Origin of the sequence: Salmonella sp. SAL04196 (genome assembly GCF_046550835.1) — a bacterium.
GTDB classification, from domain to species: domain Bacteria; phylum Pseudomonadota; class Gammaproteobacteria; order Enterobacterales; family Enterobacteriaceae; genus Salmonella; species Salmonella enterica.
This window is the reverse complement of the sequence record NZ_JBGDXE010000004.1, coordinates 70,218-89,596: the sequence shown is the minus strand read 5'-3', so window position 1 is coordinate 89,596 and position 19,379 is coordinate 70,218. Positions and strand designations below refer to the sequence as shown.

Genomic DNA, 19,379 nt, shown 5'->3' with positions numbered 1-19,379 from the left:
AGGAGTTAATCATGGTGAGTTTAGAGAAGAACGATCGTGTAATGTTGGCGCGCCAGCTGCCATTGAAATCTGTTGCCCTAATCCTGGCCGGCGGCCGCGGCACGCGTCTAAAAGATTTAACGAACAAACGCGCCAAACCAGCCGTCCACTTTGGTGGGAAGTTCCGCATCATCGATTTCGCCTTATCTAATTGTCTGAACTCCGGGATTCGCCGTATCGGCGTGATCACTCAGTATCAGTCCCATACGCTGGTGCAGCATATTCAGCGCGGCTGGTCACTGTTTAGCGAAGAGATGAACGAATTTGTCGATCTGCTGCCAGCTCAACAGCGTATGAAGGGCGAAAACTGGTATCGCGGCACGGCAGACGCGGTGACCCAGAACCTGGATATTATTCGTCGCTATAAAGCGGAATATGTCGTCATCCTGGCAGGCGATCATATCTATAAGCAGGACTACTCGCGTATGTTGATCGATCACGTTGAAAAGGGCGCGCGTTGCACGGTGGCCTGTATGCCGGTGCCGATCAAAGAAGCGACGGCATTCGGCGTGATGGCGGTCGATGAAAGCGACAAGATTATTGATTTTGTCGAAAAACCGGCGAATCCCCCCGCAATGCCTGGTGACGCCAGCAAATCGCTGGCCAGTATGGGCATTTACGTTTTTGACGCCGATTACCTGTATGAATTGCTGGCGGCAGACGATAAAGATGACGCTTCCAGCCACGATTTCGGTAAAGACATTATCCCCAAAATCACCCGAGAAGGTATGGCTTACGCGCATCCTTTCCCGCTCTCCTGCGTGCAGTCCGATCCGCAAGCCGAACCGTACTGGCGCGATGTAGGTACGCTGGAAGCTTACTGGAAGGCGAACCTGGATTTAGCCTCGGTGACGCCGGAGCTGGATATGTATGACCAGAACTGGCCTATTCGTACGCATATGGAATCGCTACCGCCTGCGAAATTCGTGCAGGACCGCTCCGGTAGCCACGGTATGACGCTGAACTCGCTGGTCTCCGGCGGCTGCATTATCTCCGGTTCGGTGGTGGTGCAATCTGTGCTCTTCCCACGGGTGAGAATAAATTCTTTTTGTAATATTGATTCGGCAGTGTTGTTACCTGAGGTTTGGGTAGGACGCTCCTGCCGTTTACGTCGCTGTGTTATTGACCGTGCCTGTATTATCCCGGAAGGCATGGTGATTGGTGAAAATGCGGAAGAGGACGCTCGTCGTTTCTACCGTTCAGAAGAAGGTATTGTACTGGTCACGCGTGAAATGCTGCGCAAACTGCAGGTCAAACAGGAGCGATAATGCAGGTTTTACATGTATGTTCAGAGATGTTCCCCCTGCTGAAGACTGGGGGTCTGGCGGATGTGATAGGCGCGTTGCCTGCGGCACAAATTGCGGATGGTGTTGATGTTCGCGTTCTGCTTCCAGGGTTTCCCGATATCCGTCGGGGGATACCCGACGCGCATGTGGTGAGCCGCCGCGATACTTTCGCAGGTAAGATATCGCTGCTGTTCGGGCATTATAACGGCGTGGGCATTTATCTGATCGACGCGCCGCATCTGTACGAGCGTCCAGGCAGTCCCTATCACGATACGAATTTATATGCCTATACCGATAACGTGCTGCGCTTTGCCCTGTTAGGGTGGGTCGGCTGTGAAATGGCCTGCGGACTTGATCCATTCTGGCGCCCCGACGTGGTGCACGCCCATGACTGGCACGCCGGGCTGGCGCCCGCCTATCTGGCAGCGCGCGGGCGGCCGGCGAAATCGGTCTTTACCGTACACAACCTGGCCTATCAAGGCATGTTTTATGCAAAGCATATGGATGACATCGAACTGCCGTGGTCATTCTTTAATATGCATGGGCTGGAGTTCAACGGACAACTCTCCTTTTTGAAGGCCGGTTTGTACTATGCCGACCATATTACGGCGGTGAGCCCGACCTATGCGCGTGAAATTACCGAACCGCAGTTTGCTTATGGTATGGAAGGCCTGCTGCGCCAGTGTCATCTGGAAGGGCGCTTGTCCGGCATACTGAACGGCGTGGATGAGAAAATCTGGAACCCGGAATCCGATCTGCTGCTGGCGTCGCGCTACACGCGCGATACCCTGGAAGAGAAGGCGGAAAACAAACGTCAGCTACAAATTGCGATGGGGTTGAAGGTTAACGACAAAGTGCCGCTGTTCGCCGTGGTAAGCCGTCTGACCAACCAGAAAGGTCTGGATCTGGTGCTGGAGGCGTTACCGGGGCTGCTGGAGCAGGGCGGGCAGTTGGCGCTACTCGGCGCGGGCGATCCGGTGCTTCAGGAGGGGTTCCTCGCGGCGGCGGCGGAACACCCAGGGCAGGTTGGCGTACAGATCGGCTATCACGAAGCTTTCTCGCATCGCATTATGGGCGGCGCGGACGTCATTCTGGTGCCCAGTCGTTTCGAACCGTGCGGCTTAACGCAGTTATATGGCTTAAAGTATGGCACGCTGCCTCTGGTGCGGCGTACCGGGGGGTTGGCCGATACGGTCTCCGACAGTTCGCTGGAAAATCTGGCGGACGGTATCGCCAGCGGTTTTGTCTTCGAAGACAGTAACGCCTGGTCGTTGCTACGCGCGATTCGGCGTGCTTTTGTGTTGTGGTCACGGCCTTCGCTTTGGCGGTTTGTACAACGGCAGGCGATGGCGATGGATTTTAGCTGGCAAGTTGCCGCGAAATCATACCGCGAGCTGTACTATCGCTTGAAATAGTCATCCAGGAATCATTTATATGAATGCTCCGTTTACTTATGCATCGCCCACACTCAGCGTTGAGGCGCTTAAGCATTCTATTGCCTATAAGCTGATGTTTACGATTGGTAAAGACCCGGTCATTGCCAATAAACATGAATGGCTGAACGCCACATTGTTCGCGGTGCGCGATCGTCTGGTGGAGCGCTGGCTGCGTTCTAATCGAGCCCAATTATCGCAGGAAACCCGGCAGGTTTATTACCTGTCGATGGAGTTTTTGATTGGTCGTACCCTCTCTAACGCGCTGCTTTCGCTGGGCATTTATGACGACGTTAAAGGCGCGCTGGAGGCCATGGGCTTAGATCTCGAAGAGCTGATCGATGAAGAGAATGACCCAGGGCTTGGCAACGGCGGCTTAGGACGGCTGGCGGCTTGCTTCCTGGACTCGCTGGCGACGCTAGGATTACCGGGTCGCGGGTATGGCATTCGCTACGATTACGGCATGTTTAAGCAGAATATTGTCGACGGGCGGCAAAAAGAATCTCCGGATTACTGGCTGGAATATGGCAACCCGTGGGAGTTCAAGCGCCACAATACGCGCTATAAGGTACTTTTTGGCGGGCGCATTCAGCAGGAAGGTAAAAAAGCGCGCTGGATTGAGACGGAAGAGATTCTGGCCGTCGCGTATGATCAGATTATCCCCGGTTACGACACCGACGCCACTAACACACTGCGGCTGTGGAATGCGCAGGCCAGTAGTGAAATCAACCTCGGTAAATTCAACCAGGGCGACTACTTTGCGGCGGTGGAAGATAAAAACCACTCTGAGAACGTTTCACGGGTGCTCTACCCGGACGATTCCACCTATTCCGGACGAGAGCTACGCCTGCGCCAGGAGTATTTTCTGGTCTCGGCGACAGTGCAGGATATCCTGCACCGTCATTATCAACTGCATAAAACCTATGAGAATCTGGCGGATAAAATCGCCATTCACCTCAATGATACGCATCCGGTGCTGTCAATTCCGGAGCTGATGCGCCTGCTGATTGATGAACATAAATTTAGCTGGGACGACGCGTTTGAGGTGTGCTGTCAGGTCTTCTCTTATACCAACCATACGCTGATGAGCGAGGCGCTGGAAACCTGGCCTGTCGATATGCTGGGGAAGATTCTGCCCCGTCACCTGCAGATTATCTTCGAGATTAACGACTATTTCCTGAAAACGTTGCAGGAGCAATATCCCAACGATACCAGCCTGCTTGGTCGCGCGTCGATTATTGATGAGTCGAACGGCCGCCGGGTACGGATGGCCTGGCTGGCGGTGGTGGTCAGCCATAAAGTCAACGGCGTTTCTGAACTCCATTCCAACCTGATGGTGCAGTCGCTGTTCGCGGATTTTGCGAAGATTTTCCCGACCCGTTTTTGTAACGTCACTAACGGCGTTACGCCGCGCCGCTGGCTGGCGTTGGCAAACCCGCCGCTGTCTGACGTGCTGGATGAGAATATTGGTCGTACCTGGCGTACCGATCTTAGTCAGCTCAGCGAGCTGAAACAGCATTGTGATTATCCGCTGGTCAATCATGCGGTGCGTCAGGCGAAGCTGGAAAATAAAAAACGGCTGGCGGTAGTGATAGCGCAACAACTGAATGTGGTGGTAAACCCTAAAGCGTTATTTGACGTGCAGATTAAGCGTATTCACGAATACAAGCGGCAGTTGATGAACGTACTGCATGTCATTACCCGCTATAACCGCATTAAAGAAAATCCGGAGGCCGACTGGGTGCCGCGGGTGAATATTTTTGCCGGTAAGGCGGCTTCCGCCTATTACATGGCAAAACACATTATTCATCTGATCAACGACGTGGCGAAAGTGATTAACAACGATCCGCAGATTGGCGACAAGCTGAAAGTGGTGTTTATCCCGAACTACAGCGTCAGCCTGGCGCAGGTGATCATTCCCGCTGCCGACCTGTCTGAGCAGATTTCGCTGGCAGGGACAGAAGCTTCCGGCACCAGTAATATGAAATTTGCCCTGAACGGCGCGCTCACCATTGGTACGCTGGATGGCGCGAACGTTGAGATGCAGGAGCATGTCGGCGAGGAGAATATCTTTATCTTCGGTAATACTGCCGAAGAGGTGGAAGCGTTGCGCAGGCAGGGTTATAAGCCTCGCGACTATTATGAAAAAGATGAAGAGCTACATCAGGTACTGACGCAGATTGGTAGCGGCGTCTTTAATCCGGAAGAGCCAGGCCGTTACCGCGATCTGGTAGATTCGCTGATTAACTTTGGCGATCACTATCAGGTGCTGGCGGACTACCGCAGCTACGTGGACTGCCAGGATAAGGTGGATGAGTTGTATCGTCGCCCGGAAGAATGGACGACGAAAGCGATGCTCAACATTGCCAATATGGGCTACTTCTCATCGGACAGAACCATCAAAGAGTATGCCGAAAATATCTGGCATATTGATCCGGTGCGGTTGTAAATCCCGATGCCGGCGGCGCTTCGCTTGCCCGGCCTACGTTTATGTATCCTTGTAGGCCGGATCAGGCGTTAGCCGCCATCCGGCATTTTTCTCAGGACGCCAGTGAAAGCTGGTGTTTCTCAACATACGCTGCCAGCCACTGAGTGATGCGGGACTGCTGTTCGGCGGTCAGCCACATGCCTTCTTTGGTGCGACGCCAGATAGCATCTTCAGTACGGCGCACCCATTCGTGATCCACCAGGTACTTGAGTTCTGCTTCGTAAAACTCATGACCGAAATCTTCGCCTAAATCAAGCAGCGACGTGGCTTCGCCGAGAATCCACTCCGTGTTGCTGCCGTAAGTGCGCGAATAGTGGCGCGCCAGCGATTCCGTCAGGAACGGATAACGACGACGCAGCTTCGCCGCGTAATCTTCGCGGCTGCCGTCGATGTCGCCGCCGGGCAGTACGCACGTTTTGGTCCATGCCGGGCCGATGCCTGGATAATAAGACGCCAGTTTTTCCATCGCATGTTCGGCCAGCTTACGGTAGGTCGTGAGCTTACCGCCAAACACGGAAAGCAGCGGCGCTTTGCCGTTTTCATCATGAATATCAAGGGTATAATCGCGAGTGATCGCCTGCGGTGAGTCGGACTCATCATCGCACAGCGGACGGACGCCGGAGTACGTCCAGACGATGTCATCGCGCCCCAGTTGTTTCTGGAAGTGCGCGTTATAGACCTTCAACAGGTAATTAATTTCGCTCTCTTCAATTTTTACCGCTTTCGGATCGCCTTTATATTCGACATCGGTTGTGCCAATGATCGAAAACTCTTCCATCCACGGAATGACAAAGACGATACGCTTATCTTCGTTTTGCAGAATATACGCCTGCTTCTGATTATGGACGCGCGGCACGACGATATGGCTGCCTTTGATCAGGCGGATGCCATACGGTGACGGCAGATGCATCCCTTCGTCGAAGAACTGTTTGACCCACGGTCCGGTGGCGTTAACCAGTCCGCGCGCCTGCCAGACATATTTTTTACCGGTGTCGATATCTTCCGCTTCGACAATCCACAGGCCATTTTCCCGACGAGCGGCGGTTGCGCGAGTACGGGTAAGGACTTCGCCGCCTTTACGCACCACCATCTGTGCGTTAGCAAGCACCAGACGCGCATCGTCTACCCAGCAGTCGGAGTATTCGAATCCGCGCACGATTTCAGGTTTGAGTACCGAATCTGCGCCAAACCGCACACCGGTGGAACCGGGTAAACTGGTACGTTTGCCGAGGTGATCGTACATAAACAGACCGATACGGATCATCCAGGCCGGACGTAAATGCGGGCGGTGCGGCAGACGAAAACGCATCGGGAAGGCGATGTGCGGCGCCATTTTCAACAGCACTTCACGTTCGGCCAGCGCTTCGCTGACCAGACGGAACTCGTAGTGTTCAAGGTAGCGTAAGCCGCCGTGGATAAGTTTCGAACTGGCGGAAGAGGTCGCGCAGGCCAAATCCTGCGCTTCCAGCATGAGTACGGACAAACCGCGTCCGGCGGCATCAGCCGCGATGCCTGCACCGTTAATGCCCCCGCCTATCACGATCAGATCTTTGGTTTCCATGCTGCCCTCTTGCACTTTCGTTAAAGTTCAAAAATGTTCGTTATCGAACATAATAGCAAAGAAACGCGCTATTGGTAACATCGAAAAAACATTTTAGAGTGATATGTATAACATTATGGCGTTAAGCTACTCCGTCAACGTACACTGGGCGATAAAATGCCTTAATTGGCTTCATCGGCAATAATGAAAGAGCGATTCATGGAACAATTTGAATGTATCACTGTAGAAGAGGCGTATCAGAAACTGCACCAGGGCGCGGCGGTGCTGGTCGATATTCGCGATCCGCAAAGTTATGCCATGGGTCATGCGCCGCAGGCGTTTCACTTGACTAACGATACGCTGGGCGCGTTTATGCGTGAGCATGGTTTCGATACCGCCGTGATGGTAATGTGCTATCACGGCAACAGTAGTAAAGGCGCCGCGCAGTATCTGCTCCAGCAAGGCTATGATGCGGTTTACAGCATTGATGGCGGGTTTGAGGCCTGGCATCGCCGTTTCCCTGCCGATGTCGCGAATGGCGCGTAATCCCATAAAGATGCAGCCTCCGACGAGAAGGGTATATATACTGTCTTCTTTTGTATGGACTAAGCGACAGCAATAATGTTGATGATTACTTCCTTTGCGAATCCTCGCGTGGCGCAGGCATTTGTTGATTACATGGCCACCCAGGGCGTCATTCTTACTATTCAGCAACATAATCAAAGCGATATCTGGTTGGCGGATGAATCGCAGGCCGAACGTGTGCGGGTCGAGCTGGCGCGGTTTATAGAAAATCCCGGCGATCCGCGTTATCTGGCGGCTAGCTGGCAGTCCGGGCAGACGAACAGCGGGCTACGCTACCGCCGTTTTCCCTTTCTCGCCACGCTGCGTGAACGAGCCGGCCCTGTTACCTGGATCGTGATGCTCGCCTGCGTGCTGGTCTATATCGCGATGAGTCTCATCGGCGATCAGACGGTGATGGTGTGGCTGGCGTGGCCGTTCGATCCGGTTTTAAAATTTGAAGTCTGGCGCTACTTCACCCATATCTTTATGCACTTCTCACTGATGCATATTCTTTTTAACCTGCTGTGGTGGTGGTATCTAGGCGGGGCGGTAGAGAAGCGCCTGGGCAGCGGTAAATTAATCGTCATTACGGTGATAAGCGCGCTACTAAGCGGCTATGTACAGCAGAAATTTAGCGGCCCGTGGTTTGGCGGGCTGTCTGGCGTCGTCTATGCGCTGATGGGTTACGTGTGGCTGCGCGGAGAGCGCGATCCGCAAAGCGGAATTTACCTCCAGCGCGGCTTAATTATTTTTGCATTATTGTGGATAGTCGCTGGTTGGTTTGACTGGTTTGGCATGTCTATGGCGAACGGCGCGCACATCGCCGGGCTTATCGTCGGTTTAGCGATGGCCTTTGTTGATACGCTGAATGCGCGAAAACGAACGTGAGGCGTATCCGGCCTGTGGTCGAGATATTTTTCCAGGCCGGGTAGGGCGAATGCCGCTATCCGGCGCAAGGTTGGTTACTTTCAGAGATTATTCATGAAACAAACACAACGGCATGACGCGATCATTGAACTGGTGAAAAAACAGGGGTACGTCAGTACGGAAGAGCTGGTGGAGCATTTTTCTGTCAGCCCGCAAACCATTCGTCGGGATCTTAACGATCTGGCGGAACAGAATATGATTTTGCGCCACCACGGCGGCGCGGCGTTGCCCTCCAGCTCGGTGAACACGCCGTGGCACGATCGTAAGGCGACGCAAACGGAAGAAAAAGAGCGCATCGCTCGCAAAGTCGCGGCCCAGATCCCCAATGGTTCAACGCTGTTTATTGATATCGGCACGACGCCGGAAGCCGTAGCGCACGCCCTGTTAGGGCACAGTAATTTGCGGATCGTGACCAACAATTTGAACGTAGCGAACACGCTAATGGCGAAAGAGGATTTTCGTATTATCCTCGCCGGCGGCGAACTCCGCAGCCGCGACGGCGGCATTATTGGCGAAGCGACGCAGGACTTTATCGCCCAGTTCCGTCTCGATTTCGGCATTCTCGGTATTAGCGGTATTGATAGCGACGGCTCGTTGCTGGAATTTGACTATCATGAGGTACGCACCAAGCGCGCGATTATCGAAAATTCGCGCCATGTGATGCTGGTGGTGGATCACTCTAAATTTGGCCGTAACGCGATGGTAAACATGGGCAGCATTAGTATGGTCGATGCGGTCTACACCGATACCCTGCCGCCGCCGGGCGTGATGCAGGTGATTGCCGACCACCATATTCAATTAGAGCTGTGCTAAAGAGACTGTCTTATCAGGCCTAACTCTGCGCGTGATCGTAGGCCTGATAAGCTCATCAGGCACACGTCAAACCCCGTACCCCATCATCTTCAGCAACTGCTGCGCGTGCTGTACCGCGTCCTGACGGTGCGCGACGCCGAGTTTCTGGTAGAGGTTGCGGATATGCGTCTTAATGGTGGTCGCGGCCACCGCCAGTTCTCCGGCAATCTGTTCGTTGCTGTAACCGGAATAGATAAGCCCTAACACCTGCCATTCACGCTGGGTGAGCGGGCTGGTGCGAATAAGCTCCGGGACATCCGGATGGTTAAGCAGGCGCTCGACGAAGCCCTCGTCAAAATGGGCGAATTTATGCCGGTGATGTTGGTTAATCTCTCGCAGGATGCGCTGCGCGCGATGCTGCTCCATCTCCGGCAGCGTATTTAGCTGGATAAGCTGACGCAATTGCTGCGCCATGGCTTCGCCTTCAATCACAAAATGGCTGATAAATCCGGTGCGGTTGGCGAGCTGTAAGGCATCAAGCAATACGCGCTGGGCGTCGTTTTTCCGCCCGGATTGCCAGTAAAGCTGATTGAGTAACAGCAGATTGCGGTTTAAATCGCTCATTAAGCGCAGGCTACGGGCATTCTCATTTAACTCTTCCAGCACGATTTCCGCAGGCTCGAATTCGCCCAGCAGGATCTGCGCGCGGGCGATATTCCGCCATTGCCCTTGCAGAAAATGGTTATTGGCAAACGCCGGTTTGGGCGTATGACGTAACCAGTTGGCGGCGGATTTTTTGTCGCCGGTTAACTGCCAGTAAATGACACGCACCTTATCGGCGTTAGAGATCCAGTCGCAGTGATAACGACCATTGCCTAATAAATTTTCCAGTCGGTTAAGCTGACTACGGGCATTATCCAGATCGCCGCGCGCCAGCGAGCACTGCACCAGTAGCGTCAGGCACTGCAACTGTTGTTGCGGCTGGAAGGTGGACAGCACAGCGATACCGCTGCGCGCCGAGGCCTCCGCTTCGTCAAGGCGCGCCCACGCCCACAGCAATTGCGCGCGGATACGTACCAGAAACTCATGCATCGGCAGTTGTTCCAGATGTTGCTCTTTGATCAACTGGAAGGCTCTCTCCTGCGTTTCCCATGCGGCCTGCAGGAATCCCTGGGCGAACTGAATTTCGCTTTGTTGAATTAAGCTCCACAGCGCGTAATGCCAGACGTCATGATGGCGCGCCATTTGTTCGGTTTGCTGCATCAGCGATAAAGACTGGCTGAGATCGCCTTTACAGTGCAGCACTTCGCCGTGAACGGAGGTCGCGACAATGCGGCTATAAAACCAGGCGAGAGGAAGCTCATCCAGCGCCAGTTTCGCCAGCCGCTCTGCCTCTTCCGGATTGCCGTCGTTGATGGCGACCTGGGCGCGCAGCGCGTTAAATTCAGCATGCAGCGTGCCGTCCATAACCCCTTTGATCTCTTGCTCGGCGCGCGCCAGCAACGTATTCACTTCGCTGTAGCGGTGTTGGCTTTGCATCAGCCAGGCCTGTAACAACACCAGCCGCGGATTTTCCAGCAGGCTTTCCCACGGCAGCGCTTTTAATGACTCTTCCAGCAGCGCCAGTTCACTGTGATTAAACAGCCCCCACGCATGGTTAAGCAGGATATCGCGCAGCATTTGCGCGTCACCCGCCGCCAGCGCATGATGTATAGCTTCGCTGGGAAAACCTTGTTCCATCCAGCTTTCCGCGGCCGCACGGTGGATCTCCGGTAGTTCCGCCGCCAGTTCCCACTGGCAACGCTGGCGCAGAAAGCTACCAAACAACGGGTGATAGCTAAACCACTCGCCCGTGTCGTCCATGCGTTGCAGGAATAACCCCTGGCGCTCAATCTCCTCCAGCCGCATCTGGCCGTTTTCTTCGCCGGTCACGCGCACGATCAACGCGTCATTCATTGAGCGTAAGATCGCGCTTTTAAGTAAAAAATGTCGGGTGCTGACATCCACGTTATCCAGTACTTCGTCCACCAGATAATCAGAAAGGTGGCTGGCATTAATCCCGGCAAGACGGCGGGCGGAGTGATGCGCAGAGGTATGGTTCTGGCGCGCGGAGAGGGCGATCAACTGTAGCGCAGTGGCCCAACCGGCCACATCATCGCACATGCGGCTGCTCTCAGCGGCTTCAATGGGCGACGAAAGACGACGGTCAAAAAATTGCTTTGCTTCCTGATGGTTAAAAGCCAACTGCTGGCTACCGATTTCCAACAGCTGATCGCGCACGCGCAGGTTAGCGATGCCCAGTTGCGGTAAATTACGCGATAACACCACCAGGGTGAAATTTTCCGGCTGATGACGTAAGAAAAAGCGCATCGCGTCGTGAATCACCGGATTGGTAATCAAATGGTAGTCGTCAATCACCAGATAAAGCGGGCGATGCCACTGCGCCAGTTCAATAAAGAGCTGTGCGAAGAGGGACGTCAGGCTGGCGTACTGACGTTTTTGCGCCATCGCTTCGCTGGTAGAGCAGTGTCCGCCGGTGGCCTGTTGGATTGCGGCAATTAAGTAACTGGCGAACCGCTCTTGCTGGTTATCGCCTTCGTCGAGAGAGTACCAGCCTAATTCATTTTTGCCCGCCGCCCACTGTGAGACAAGCGTGGTTTTCCCATAGCCAGCAGGACTGGTTACCAGGGCGAGCCTGAAATTGTTCGCGCCGGAAAGTTTAGCCAACAGCCGCTCACGAACCACGGTATGGTCGAGACGAACCGGACGACTTAATTTAGACGGAATCAACATAGCAATCACTTCACTGTGGGAAATGGGGGGAACTGCGATTTTTTTTGCGCTTCGTAATTAATAGATATAAGGTCGGCCAGAAAGCATTTTAATGCAAGCTAAGCAGACTTTTTATGTGTCTGAATTTGCACTCTGTCACAATTCTAAATAACGGTATTAAAAAAGTATTCAGCGCGGTTGAAACGAGCGTCAGAGCTGGGCTGAGGTCATATTTTCGTTATTGTAAATAATGTCCTGGACATGATGCGGATTTAACACAATGACGATACCAGGCGTTTAATTAATTATGTTTAGTTAGTGAATCTCCCGCCGCTGAATATTTCAGATAAGAAACTATTTCGGCGTTCATATAATCTTCGAAAATACCCCTTCGCGATTTACTGTTATTTCTGTTTATTCATTTGATTATGCGTAACACTGAGTGTCGTTGACAGGAATCGGCGCGTTTATACAGGGGTAAGTGGCGGCGATCACACTTTTATGCTCATCCCCGCTCCTCCTCCCTCCCTAATCATTGCCGGGAGGAGGAAGGTCAACATCGAGCCTGGCAAACTAGCGATAACGTTGTTTTATTACCCGAGGACGGATTTCCTATGTCACAGCCAACCTTCAATAAAGATCAATTCCAGGCCGCCCTGACGCGTCAGTGGCAGCGTTTCGGTTTACTGTCGGCGTCCGACATGACGCCTCGTCAGTGGTGGCAGGCCGTTAGCGGCGCGCTGGCGGAATTACTGAGCGCGCAACCGGTAGCGCAGCCGACAAAAGGCCAGCGTCATGTGAACTACATTTCGATGGAATTTTTGATTGGTCGCCTGACGGGAAATAACCTGTTAAATCTGGGATGGTACCAGGACGTTAGCGATGTACTGAAAGCGCACGATATTAATCTGACCGATCTGCTGGAAGAGGAAGTCGATCCGGCGCTCGGCAACGGTGGTTTGGGACGTCTGGCCGCCTGCTTCCTCGATTCGATGGCCACCGTCGGGCAGTCCGCTACGGGCTATGGTCTGAACTACCAGTATGGGCTGTTCCGTCAGTCATTTGTTGAAGGCAAGCAGATGGAAGCGCCGGATGACTGGCATCGCGGCAGCTATCCGTGGTTCCGCCACAACGAGGCGCTGGACGTCCAGGTTGGGATCGGCGGTAAAGTCACCAAAGAAGGGCGCTGGGAGCCAAGCTTTGTGATTACAGGCCAGGCCTGGGATCTGCCGGTGTTAGGCTATCGTAACGGTGTCGCGCAACCGCTGCGTTTGTGGCAGGCGACCCACGCGCATCCGTTTGATCTGACCAAATTCAACGACGGCGCTTTCCTGCGGGCGGAACAGCAGGGTATCGATGCGGAAAAACTGACGAAGGTGCTTTATCCCAACGATAACCACACGGCGGGCAAAAAACTGCGCCTGATGCAGCAATACTTCCAGTGCGCCTGCTCGGTAGCGGATATTCTGCGTCGCCATCATCTGGCCGGACGCAAACTGCATGAGCTGGCGGATTATGAGGTCATTCAGCTAAATGATACCCACCCGACTATTGCCATCCCTGAACTGCTGCGCGTGCTGATTGACGAGCACCAGCTGAGCTGGGATGACGCCTGGGCTATCACCAGCAAAACCTTCGCCTACACCAACCATACCCTGATGCCGGAAGCGCTGGAGTGCTGGGACGAGAGGTTAATCAAAGCGCTGCTGCCGCGTCATATGCAGATTATCAAGCAGATTAACGACCGCTTTAAGACGCTGGTCGATAACACCTGGCCTGGCGATAAGCAGGTATGGGCAAAACTGGCGGTGGTGCATGACCGTCAGGTGCGCATGGCCAATATGTGCGTGGTCAGCGGCTTTGCGGTCAACGGTGTGGCGGCGCTGCACTCCGATCTGGTGGTGAAAGATCTGTTCCCTGAATATCACCAGCTTTGGCCGAACAAATTCCACAATGTCACCAACGGCATTACGCCGCGTCGCTGGATCAAACAGTGCAATCCGCAGCTTGCAGCGTTGCTGGATAAAACGCTGAAAAAAGAGTGGGCTAACGATCTCGACCAGTTGAGCAACCTCGAAAAATACGCTGACGATGCGAAGTTCCGTCAGCAGTATCGCGACATCAAACGGGCGAACAAAGAACGGCTGGTGAAATTTATCCAGGCCCGTACCGGGATTGAGATTTCGAGCCATGCGATTTTTGATATTCAGATCAAACGCCTGCATGAGTACAAGCGTCAGCATCTGAATCTGTTGCATATTCTGGCGCTGTACAAAGAGATCCGCGAAAACCCGCAGGCCGACCGCGTACCGCGCGTATTCCTGTTTGGCGCGAAGGCGGCGCCGGGCTATTACCTGGCGAAGAACATCATTTTTGCTATCAATAAGGTTGCGGAAGCCATTAATAACGACCCGGCGGTGGGTGATAAGCTGAAGGTGGTTTTCCTGCCGGATTACTGCGTCTCGGCGGCGGAAATGCTCATTCCGGCGGCGGATATTTCCGAGCAAATTTCCACTGCCGGGAAAGAGGCGTCCGGCACCGGCAACATGAAACTGGCGCTGAACGGGGCGTTGACAGTGGGAACGCTGGACGGCGCTAACGTTGAAATCGCTGAGAAGGTGGGTGAAGAGAATATCTTTATCTTTGGCCATACTGTGGAAGAGGTCAAGGCGCTCAAAGCCAAAGGCTACGATCCGGTGAAATGGCGTAAAAAAGACAAAGTGCTGGATGCGGTGCTAAAAGAGCTGGAAAGCGGTCAATACAGCGATGGCGATAAACATGCCTTTGACCAGATGCTGCATAGCCTCGGCAAACAGGGGGGCGATCCGTACCTGGTCATGGCGGACTTCGCCGCTTATGTCGAGGCGCAAAAGCAGGTGGATGCACTGTATCGCGACCAGGAAGCGTGGACGCGCGCCGCGATCCTCAATACCGCGCGCTGCGGTATGTTCAGTTCCGATCGCTCTATTCGCGATTATCAGGCCCGTATCTGGCAGGCAAAACGCTAAGGGAGCGCGATGGAAAATAAACGTCTCGATAGTGCCGCGCTGGCGGCGGGGATCAGCCCCAGTTACATCAATGCTCATGGCAAACCGCAGTCTATTGGCGCTGAAACCAAGAGACGTTTGCTGGCGGCGATGCACGGCACGACAACAGGACCACAGGCGGTCGTGCCGAATGTGAAGGTTTATACCGCGGGTAAAAAAATGGCGTTGCCGGTAGAGGGGCACGGTGAGTTTGCCTGGCTGCTGACTACGGAAGAGGGCGTGCATTACAAAGGGCGCGTGACGGGCGGTAAAAAACTTAACCTTCCGGCTACATTGCCGGAGGGCTACCACACCCTGACGTTGACCCAGGATGAACAGCGTACGCACTGCCGTATTATCGTCGCCCCGCCGCGATGCTATGAGCCGCAGGCGCTACTGGAAGGGAAAAAACTGTGGGGGGCCTGCGTCCAGCTTTATACTCTGCGTTCAGAAAAAAACTGGGGTATTGGCGATTTCGGCGATTTAAAGTCGATGCTGGTCGATGTGGCGACACGCGGCGGCGCGTTTATCGGCCTGAACCCGATCCACGCGCTTTATCCGGCGAATCCGGAGAGCGCCAGTCCCTACAGCCCCTCGTCTCGTCGCTGGCTGAACGTGATATATATCGACGTCAATGCCGTCGAAGATTTCCGCCTGAGCGAAGAGGCGCAGGCATGGTGGCAAATGCCCGCCACACAGCAAAAGCTGCGACAGGCGCGCGATGCGCAATGGGTGGATTACGCTACCGTTACCGCGCTGAAAATCACGGCGCTGCGGATGGCGTGGACGCGCTTTGCCGCTCGCGACGATGCGCAAATGGCGGAGTTTCGTCACTTTATCGCCCGTGAAGGCGAGAGCCTTTACTGGCAGGCGGCATTCGACGCGCTGCATGCGTATCAGGTGAAAGAGGATGAGCAGCGCTGGGGCTGGCCAGCCTGGCCGGAGGCGTACCAGTCGGTAGAGTCTCCCGCTGTAAAACAATTCTGTGAAGCGCACCGCGAAGAGGTGGAGTTTTACCTCTGGCTTCAGTGGCTGGCCTGGCGCCAATTCGCCGCCTGCTGGGATACCTGCCAGAGTTTTAAACTACCGATTGGTCTGTACCGCGATCTGGCGGTTGGCGTAGCGGAAGGCGGCGCGGAAACCTGGTGCGACCGGGAGCTGTACTGCCTGAAAGCATCTGTCGGCGCGCCGCCGGATATCCTCGGCCCGCTCGGTCAGAACTGGGGGCTGCCGCCGATGGACCCGCATATCATTGTCGCCCGGGCGTATGAGCCCTTTATCGACCTGCTGCGCGCCAATATGCAAAACTGCGGCGCGTTGCGCATTGACCATGTCATGTCGTTGCTGCGTCTGTGGTGGATACCGTATGGCGAAACCGCGGATCGCGGGGCATATGTTCAGTATCCGGTTGACGATCTGTTGGCTATTCTGGCGCTGGAGAGCCAACGTCACCGCTGTATGGTGATAGGCGAAGATCTGGGGACTGTGCCAGTTGAGATTGTCGGCAAGCTGCGCGATAGCGGGGTCTATTCTTATAAAGTGCTGTGGTTTGAAAATGACCTTGAGAAAAACTTCCGCGCGCCAGGCGCATATCCGCAACAATCGATGGCTGTCGCCTCGACGCACGATCTCCCCACGCTGCGCGGCTATTGGGAATGCGGTGACCTGACGTTGGGCAAAGCTCTGGGGCTTTATCCGGATGAAGTGATTCTGCGCGGGCTGTATGAGGATCGCGAGCGGGCGAAACAGGGGCTATTGGACGCGCTACATAAATATGGCTGTCTGCCAAAACGCGCCGGGCATAAGGCATCGTTAATGTCGATGACGCCAACGCTAAATCGTGGACTTCAGCGCTATATCGCCGACAGTAACAGCGGTCTGTTGGGGCTTCAGCCGGAGGACTGGCTGGATATGGCCGATCCGGTTAACGTACCGGGCACCAGCGATCAGTATAAAAACTGGCGGCGGAAGCTCACCGCCACGCTGGAGCAGATGTTTGCCGATGAGGGCGTAAACAAGCTGATTAAGGATTTGGATAAACGCCGAAAAGCGGCCGCGAAGAAGAAGTAATAAAGCCGGGGATTTCCCCGGCTTTATGATGGTGAGAGCACTTAGGCCTGATAAGCGCAGCGCCATCAGGCAATCCTGGCGCACATTGCTGCCTTATCCGGCCTACAAGCCGCCTCGCTTAAACCACCATACCCAGTAGCAGACAGCCGATCAGGCCGCAGACGGAGATGATCGTTTCCAGCATCGACCAGGATTTAATGGTCTCGCCGATAGTCAAATTGAAATACTCTTTGAACAGCCAGAAGCCTGGATCGTTAACGTGAGAGAAAATCACGCTCCCGGAACCGACCGCGATAACCATCAGTTCAGGGCTAACGCCGGTAGTGGCGATCAGCGGCGCCGCAATGCCGCCTGCGGTAATCGCCGCGACAGTCGCGGAGCCCAGCGCGATACGCAGCACCGCCGCGATAGACCACGCCATCAACAGCGGAGAGACATTGGTTTCATGCATCATTGAAGCGATGTATTTATCCACGCCGCTATCGACCAGCACCTGCTTGAACGCGCCGCCGCCGCCGATGATCAGCAGCATCATGGCGATAATTTTGATGGAAGAGACCAGCGTATCGTTAATCTGATCCATGGAACGTCCGCGGTTCAGGCCAAAGGTGAACATCGCAATCAGTACGGCAATTAACGTAGCCATTACCGGGTCGCCCAGGAACTCGGCAACGGGCAGGAAAGCGTGGCCTTTTGGCAGAATCATCTCGGCAACCGCACGCATCGCCATCAGAATCACCGGAACCAGCGACGTCCAGACGCTGACGCCAAAGCCCGGCATCTCTTCTTCCGTAAAAGTTTTCGCGCTGTACAGGCCTTCCGGGATCGGCTTATCGATGCCTTTCAGAAAACGGGCGTAAACCGGGCCGGCAAGGATCACGGTCGGGATCGCCAGAATCGTACCAAACAGCAGCGTCTTACCCATATCGGCATGGAAAATCGTGGCGATTGCGGTTGGACCCGGGTGCGGCGGCAGGAAGCCGTGTGTGACGGAGAGCGCCGCGGCCATCGGCACGCCGACGTACAGTAACGGGATATTCGCCGCTGCGGCAATGGTGAATACCAGCGGCAGCATCAGAACGAAGCCCACTTCATAGAACAGAGCGAAGCCGACGGTAAAGCCGGTTAACACTACGGCCCACTGAATATGCTTTTTACCAAATTTCGCGATCAGGGTAGTGGCGATACGTTGAGCGCCGCCGCAGTCGGCAAGCATTTTGCCCAGCATGGCGCCGAACCCCATAATCAGGGCCAGACTGCCAAGCGTACCGCCGACACCGGCTTTGATGGAGCCGATGACTTTATCCAGCGGCATTCCCTGCATCAACCCGACAGCGAGCGCTACCAGGACAAGGGCGATAAATCCGTTCATTTTGAAGCGGATCATCAGAAGAAGTAACAAGATAACACCGATAGCAACGATGACTAATGGCATGATTTACCTGGCCTTTACTTTGTTATGGGTAACGTCATTGTTTCGACGACAAATTCCTGTTGTTCCCGACGGGAACAGAGTCGCAATAGCACCAATACTGATTACCGTTGAAACGAATGAGCGTAGTCAGATGTTATATGGATGTTAGGTGCCCATAAGAATGATACGGGTAACATATGGGTGTTGAAAATGACCCTGGCAGGCAAAATTTAAATTATGAGACACAGGTCATGTTATCGGCGAAAGAAGAAGGACCATTGCTCTGAGATGTGGCTGATGGCACAGGATGGCACCGTAGACGCCTTATTCGGCCTACGGTGGGGCAGACAAGGCCCGACAGGCGCAAGCGCCATCGGGCATGGATGCGGGGAAAATCTTAGTAGTATGAGTGCTCGCCGCGCTGGTGTTCGGTCAGATCGCGAACCCCTTTCAGTTCCGGGAATTCATTCAGCAACTGTTTCTCGATCCCTTCTTTCAGCGTGACGTCAACCATCGAGCAACCGTTACAACCGCCGCCAAACTGCAGAATTGCATAGCCTTCATCGGTAATTTCCATCAGCGAGACGCGACCGCCGTGGCCCGCCAACTGCGGGTTAATCTGCGATTGCAGAGCATATTCCACGCGCTCCATCAGCGGCGCGTCATCGGCCACTTTGCGCATCTTCGCGTTTGGCGCTTTCAATGTAAGTTGAGAACCTAGCTGGTCGGTCACGAAATCAATTTCCGCGTCTTCCAGATAGGGCGCGCTCAGCTCGTCGACATAAGCGGTCAACAGGTCAAATTTCAGTGCAGTATCGGTGGCTTCTACGGCGTCGGGCGGACAATAAGAAACACCGCACTCTGCGTTAGGAGTGCCGGGATTAATGACAAATACGCGGATTTGCGTCCCTTCTTCCTGATTTGCCAGCAGTTTGGCAAAGTGCGCTTGTGCAGCATCGGAAATACGGATCATAGTAATGGCCTAATAGTTGACTATTTTAGTTGGTTATAATACGCCCATCATCGAG

The 19,379-nt window shown here is 54.3% G+C and carries 12 protein-coding genes; 8 read left to right on the top strand and 4 right to left on the bottom strand.

Annotation, left to right across the window (positions count from 1 at the left end; translation table 11 throughout):
• The first annotated feature begins 11 nt into the window (after positions 1-11).
• From glgC to glgP, 3 genes are read left to right on the top strand one after another with little or no spacing between them, the layout of a single operon-like run.
• On the top strand, positions 12-1,307 hold the full coding sequence (gene glgC / locus ACLJPE_RS15545) for a glucose-1-phosphate adenylyltransferase (protein WP_000253995.1): 1,296 nt from the start codon (positions 12-14) through the stop codon (positions 1,305-1,307).
• Positions 1,307-2,740, top strand: coding sequence for a glycogen synthase GlgA (glgA, locus tag ACLJPE_RS15540; protein ID WP_080213747.1), 1,434 nt, complete (start codon positions 1,307-1,309; stop codon positions 2,738-2,740). The genes glgC and glgA overlap by 1 nt, the downstream gene beginning before the upstream one ends.
• A gap of 19 nt (positions 2,741-2,759) precedes the next feature.
• Complete coding sequence (gene glgP, locus ACLJPE_RS15535) at positions 2,760-5,207, top strand: glycogen phosphorylase (protein ID WP_000993424.1); 2,448 nt, start codon at positions 2,760-2,762, stop codon at positions 5,205-5,207.
• 91 nt (positions 5,208-5,298) lie between these two features.
• Here glgP and glpD read toward each other — a convergent pair whose 3' ends face one another.
• Positions 5,299-6,807 (bottom strand): glycerol-3-phosphate dehydrogenase, encoded by a 1,509-nt coding sequence (gene glpD, locus ACLJPE_RS15530; RefSeq protein WP_000448178.1) that lies wholly within the window; start codon positions 6,805-6,807, stop codon positions 5,299-5,301.
• A gap of 198 nt (positions 6,808-7,005) precedes the next feature.
• Between glpD and glpE the strand changes: the two genes are divergently transcribed.
• From glpE to ACLJPE_RS15515, 3 genes are all read left to right on the top strand, one after another.
• Positions 7,006-7,332, top strand: coding sequence for a thiosulfate sulfurtransferase GlpE (glpE, locus tag ACLJPE_RS15525; RefSeq protein WP_000434523.1), 327 nt, complete (start codon positions 7,006-7,008; stop codon positions 7,330-7,332).
• 75 nt (positions 7,333-7,407) lie between these two features.
• Positions 7,408-8,238, top strand: a complete 831-nt coding sequence (gene glpG / locus ACLJPE_RS15520) for a rhomboid family intramembrane serine protease GlpG (RefSeq protein WP_000928702.1) — start codon at positions 7,408-7,410, stop codon at positions 8,236-8,238.
• Positions 8,239-8,331: 93 nt separating this feature from the next.
• Entirely contained in the window at positions 8,332-9,090 is a 759-nt protein-coding gene (locus ACLJPE_RS15515) for a DeoR/GlpR family transcriptional regulator (protein ID WP_000815084.1), read from the top strand.
• Positions 9,091-9,156: 66 nt separating this feature from the next.
• Here ACLJPE_RS15515 and malT read toward each other — a convergent pair whose 3' ends face one another.
• Positions 9,157-11,862 carry an HTH-type transcriptional regulator MalT gene (malT, locus tag ACLJPE_RS15510; protein WP_000907030.1) on the bottom strand — a complete coding sequence of 902 codons (2,706 nt, stop codon included), beginning with the start codon at positions 11,860-11,862 and terminating at the stop codon, positions 9,157-9,159.
• Between the two features lie 593 nt (positions 11,863-12,455).
• Between malT and malP the strand changes: the two genes are divergently transcribed.
• Together malP and malQ are read left to right on the top strand one after the other, a co-directional pair.
• Positions 12,456-14,849, top strand: a complete 2,394-nt coding sequence (gene malP / locus ACLJPE_RS15505; protein WP_039513564.1) for a maltodextrin phosphorylase — start codon at positions 12,456-12,458, stop codon at positions 14,847-14,849.
• A 9-nt stretch (positions 14,850-14,858) separates the two neighbouring features.
• Positions 14,859-16,937, top strand: a complete 2,079-nt coding sequence (gene malQ, locus ACLJPE_RS15500; protein WP_000428707.1) for a 4-alpha-glucanotransferase — start codon at positions 14,859-14,861, stop codon at positions 16,935-16,937.
• 118 nt (positions 16,938-17,055) lie between these two features.
• On the opposite strand, the gene gntT is transcribed toward malQ, so the two are convergent.
• Together gntT and nfuA are read right to left on the bottom strand one after the other, a co-directional pair.
• Positions 17,056-18,372, bottom strand: a complete 1,317-nt coding sequence (gntT, locus tag ACLJPE_RS15495) for a gluconate transporter (RefSeq protein ID WP_001131741.1) — start codon at positions 18,370-18,372, stop codon at positions 17,056-17,058.
• Positions 18,373-18,748: 376 nt separating this feature from the next.
• On the bottom strand, positions 18,749-19,324 hold the full coding sequence (nfuA, locus tag ACLJPE_RS15490; protein WP_000619387.1) for a Fe-S biogenesis protein NfuA: 576 nt from the start codon (positions 19,322-19,324) through the stop codon (positions 18,749-18,751).
• Between the last annotated feature and the right edge of the window lie 55 nt (positions 19,325-19,379).

What these genes read in the sequence shown, in the direction of transcription:
- glgC (WP_000253995.1), top strand. Translation starts at nt 12, where the DNA reads ATGGTGAGTTTAGAGAAGAACGATCGTGTAATGTTGGCGCGCCAGCTG.
- glgA (WP_080213747.1), top strand. Translation starts at nt 1,307, where the DNA reads ATGCAGGTTTTACATGTATGTTCAGAGATGTTCCCCCTGCTGAAGACT.
- glgP (WP_000993424.1), top strand. Translation starts at nt 2,760, where the DNA reads ATGAATGCTCCGTTTACTTATGCATCGCCCACACTCAGCGTTGAGGCG.
- glpD (WP_000448178.1), bottom strand. Translation starts at nt 6,807, where the DNA reads ATGGAAACCAAAGATCTGATCGTGATAGGCGGGGGCATTAACGGTGCA.
- glpE (WP_000434523.1), top strand. Translation starts at nt 7,006, where the DNA reads ATGGAACAATTTGAATGTATCACTGTAGAAGAGGCGTATCAGAAACTG.
- glpG (WP_000928702.1), top strand. Translation starts at nt 7,408, where the DNA reads ATGTTGATGATTACTTCCTTTGCGAATCCTCGCGTGGCGCAGGCATTT.
- ACLJPE_RS15515 (WP_000815084.1), top strand. Translation starts at nt 8,332, where the DNA reads ATGAAACAAACACAACGGCATGACGCGATCATTGAACTGGTGAAAAAA.
- malT (WP_000907030.1), bottom strand. Translation starts at nt 11,862, where the DNA reads ATGTTGATTCCGTCTAAATTAAGTCGTCCGGTTCGTCTCGACCATACC.
- malP (WP_039513564.1), top strand. Translation starts at nt 12,456, where the DNA reads ATGTCACAGCCAACCTTCAATAAAGATCAATTCCAGGCCGCCCTGACG.
- malQ (WP_000428707.1), top strand. Translation starts at nt 14,859, where the DNA reads ATGGAAAATAAACGTCTCGATAGTGCCGCGCTGGCGGCGGGGATCAGC.
- gntT (WP_001131741.1), bottom strand. Translation starts at nt 18,372, where the DNA reads ATGCCATTAGTCATCGTTGCTATCGGTGTTATCTTGTTACTTCTTCTG.
- nfuA (WP_000619387.1), bottom strand. Translation starts at nt 19,324, where the DNA reads ATGATCCGTATTTCCGATGCTGCACAAGCGCACTTTGCCAAACTGCTG.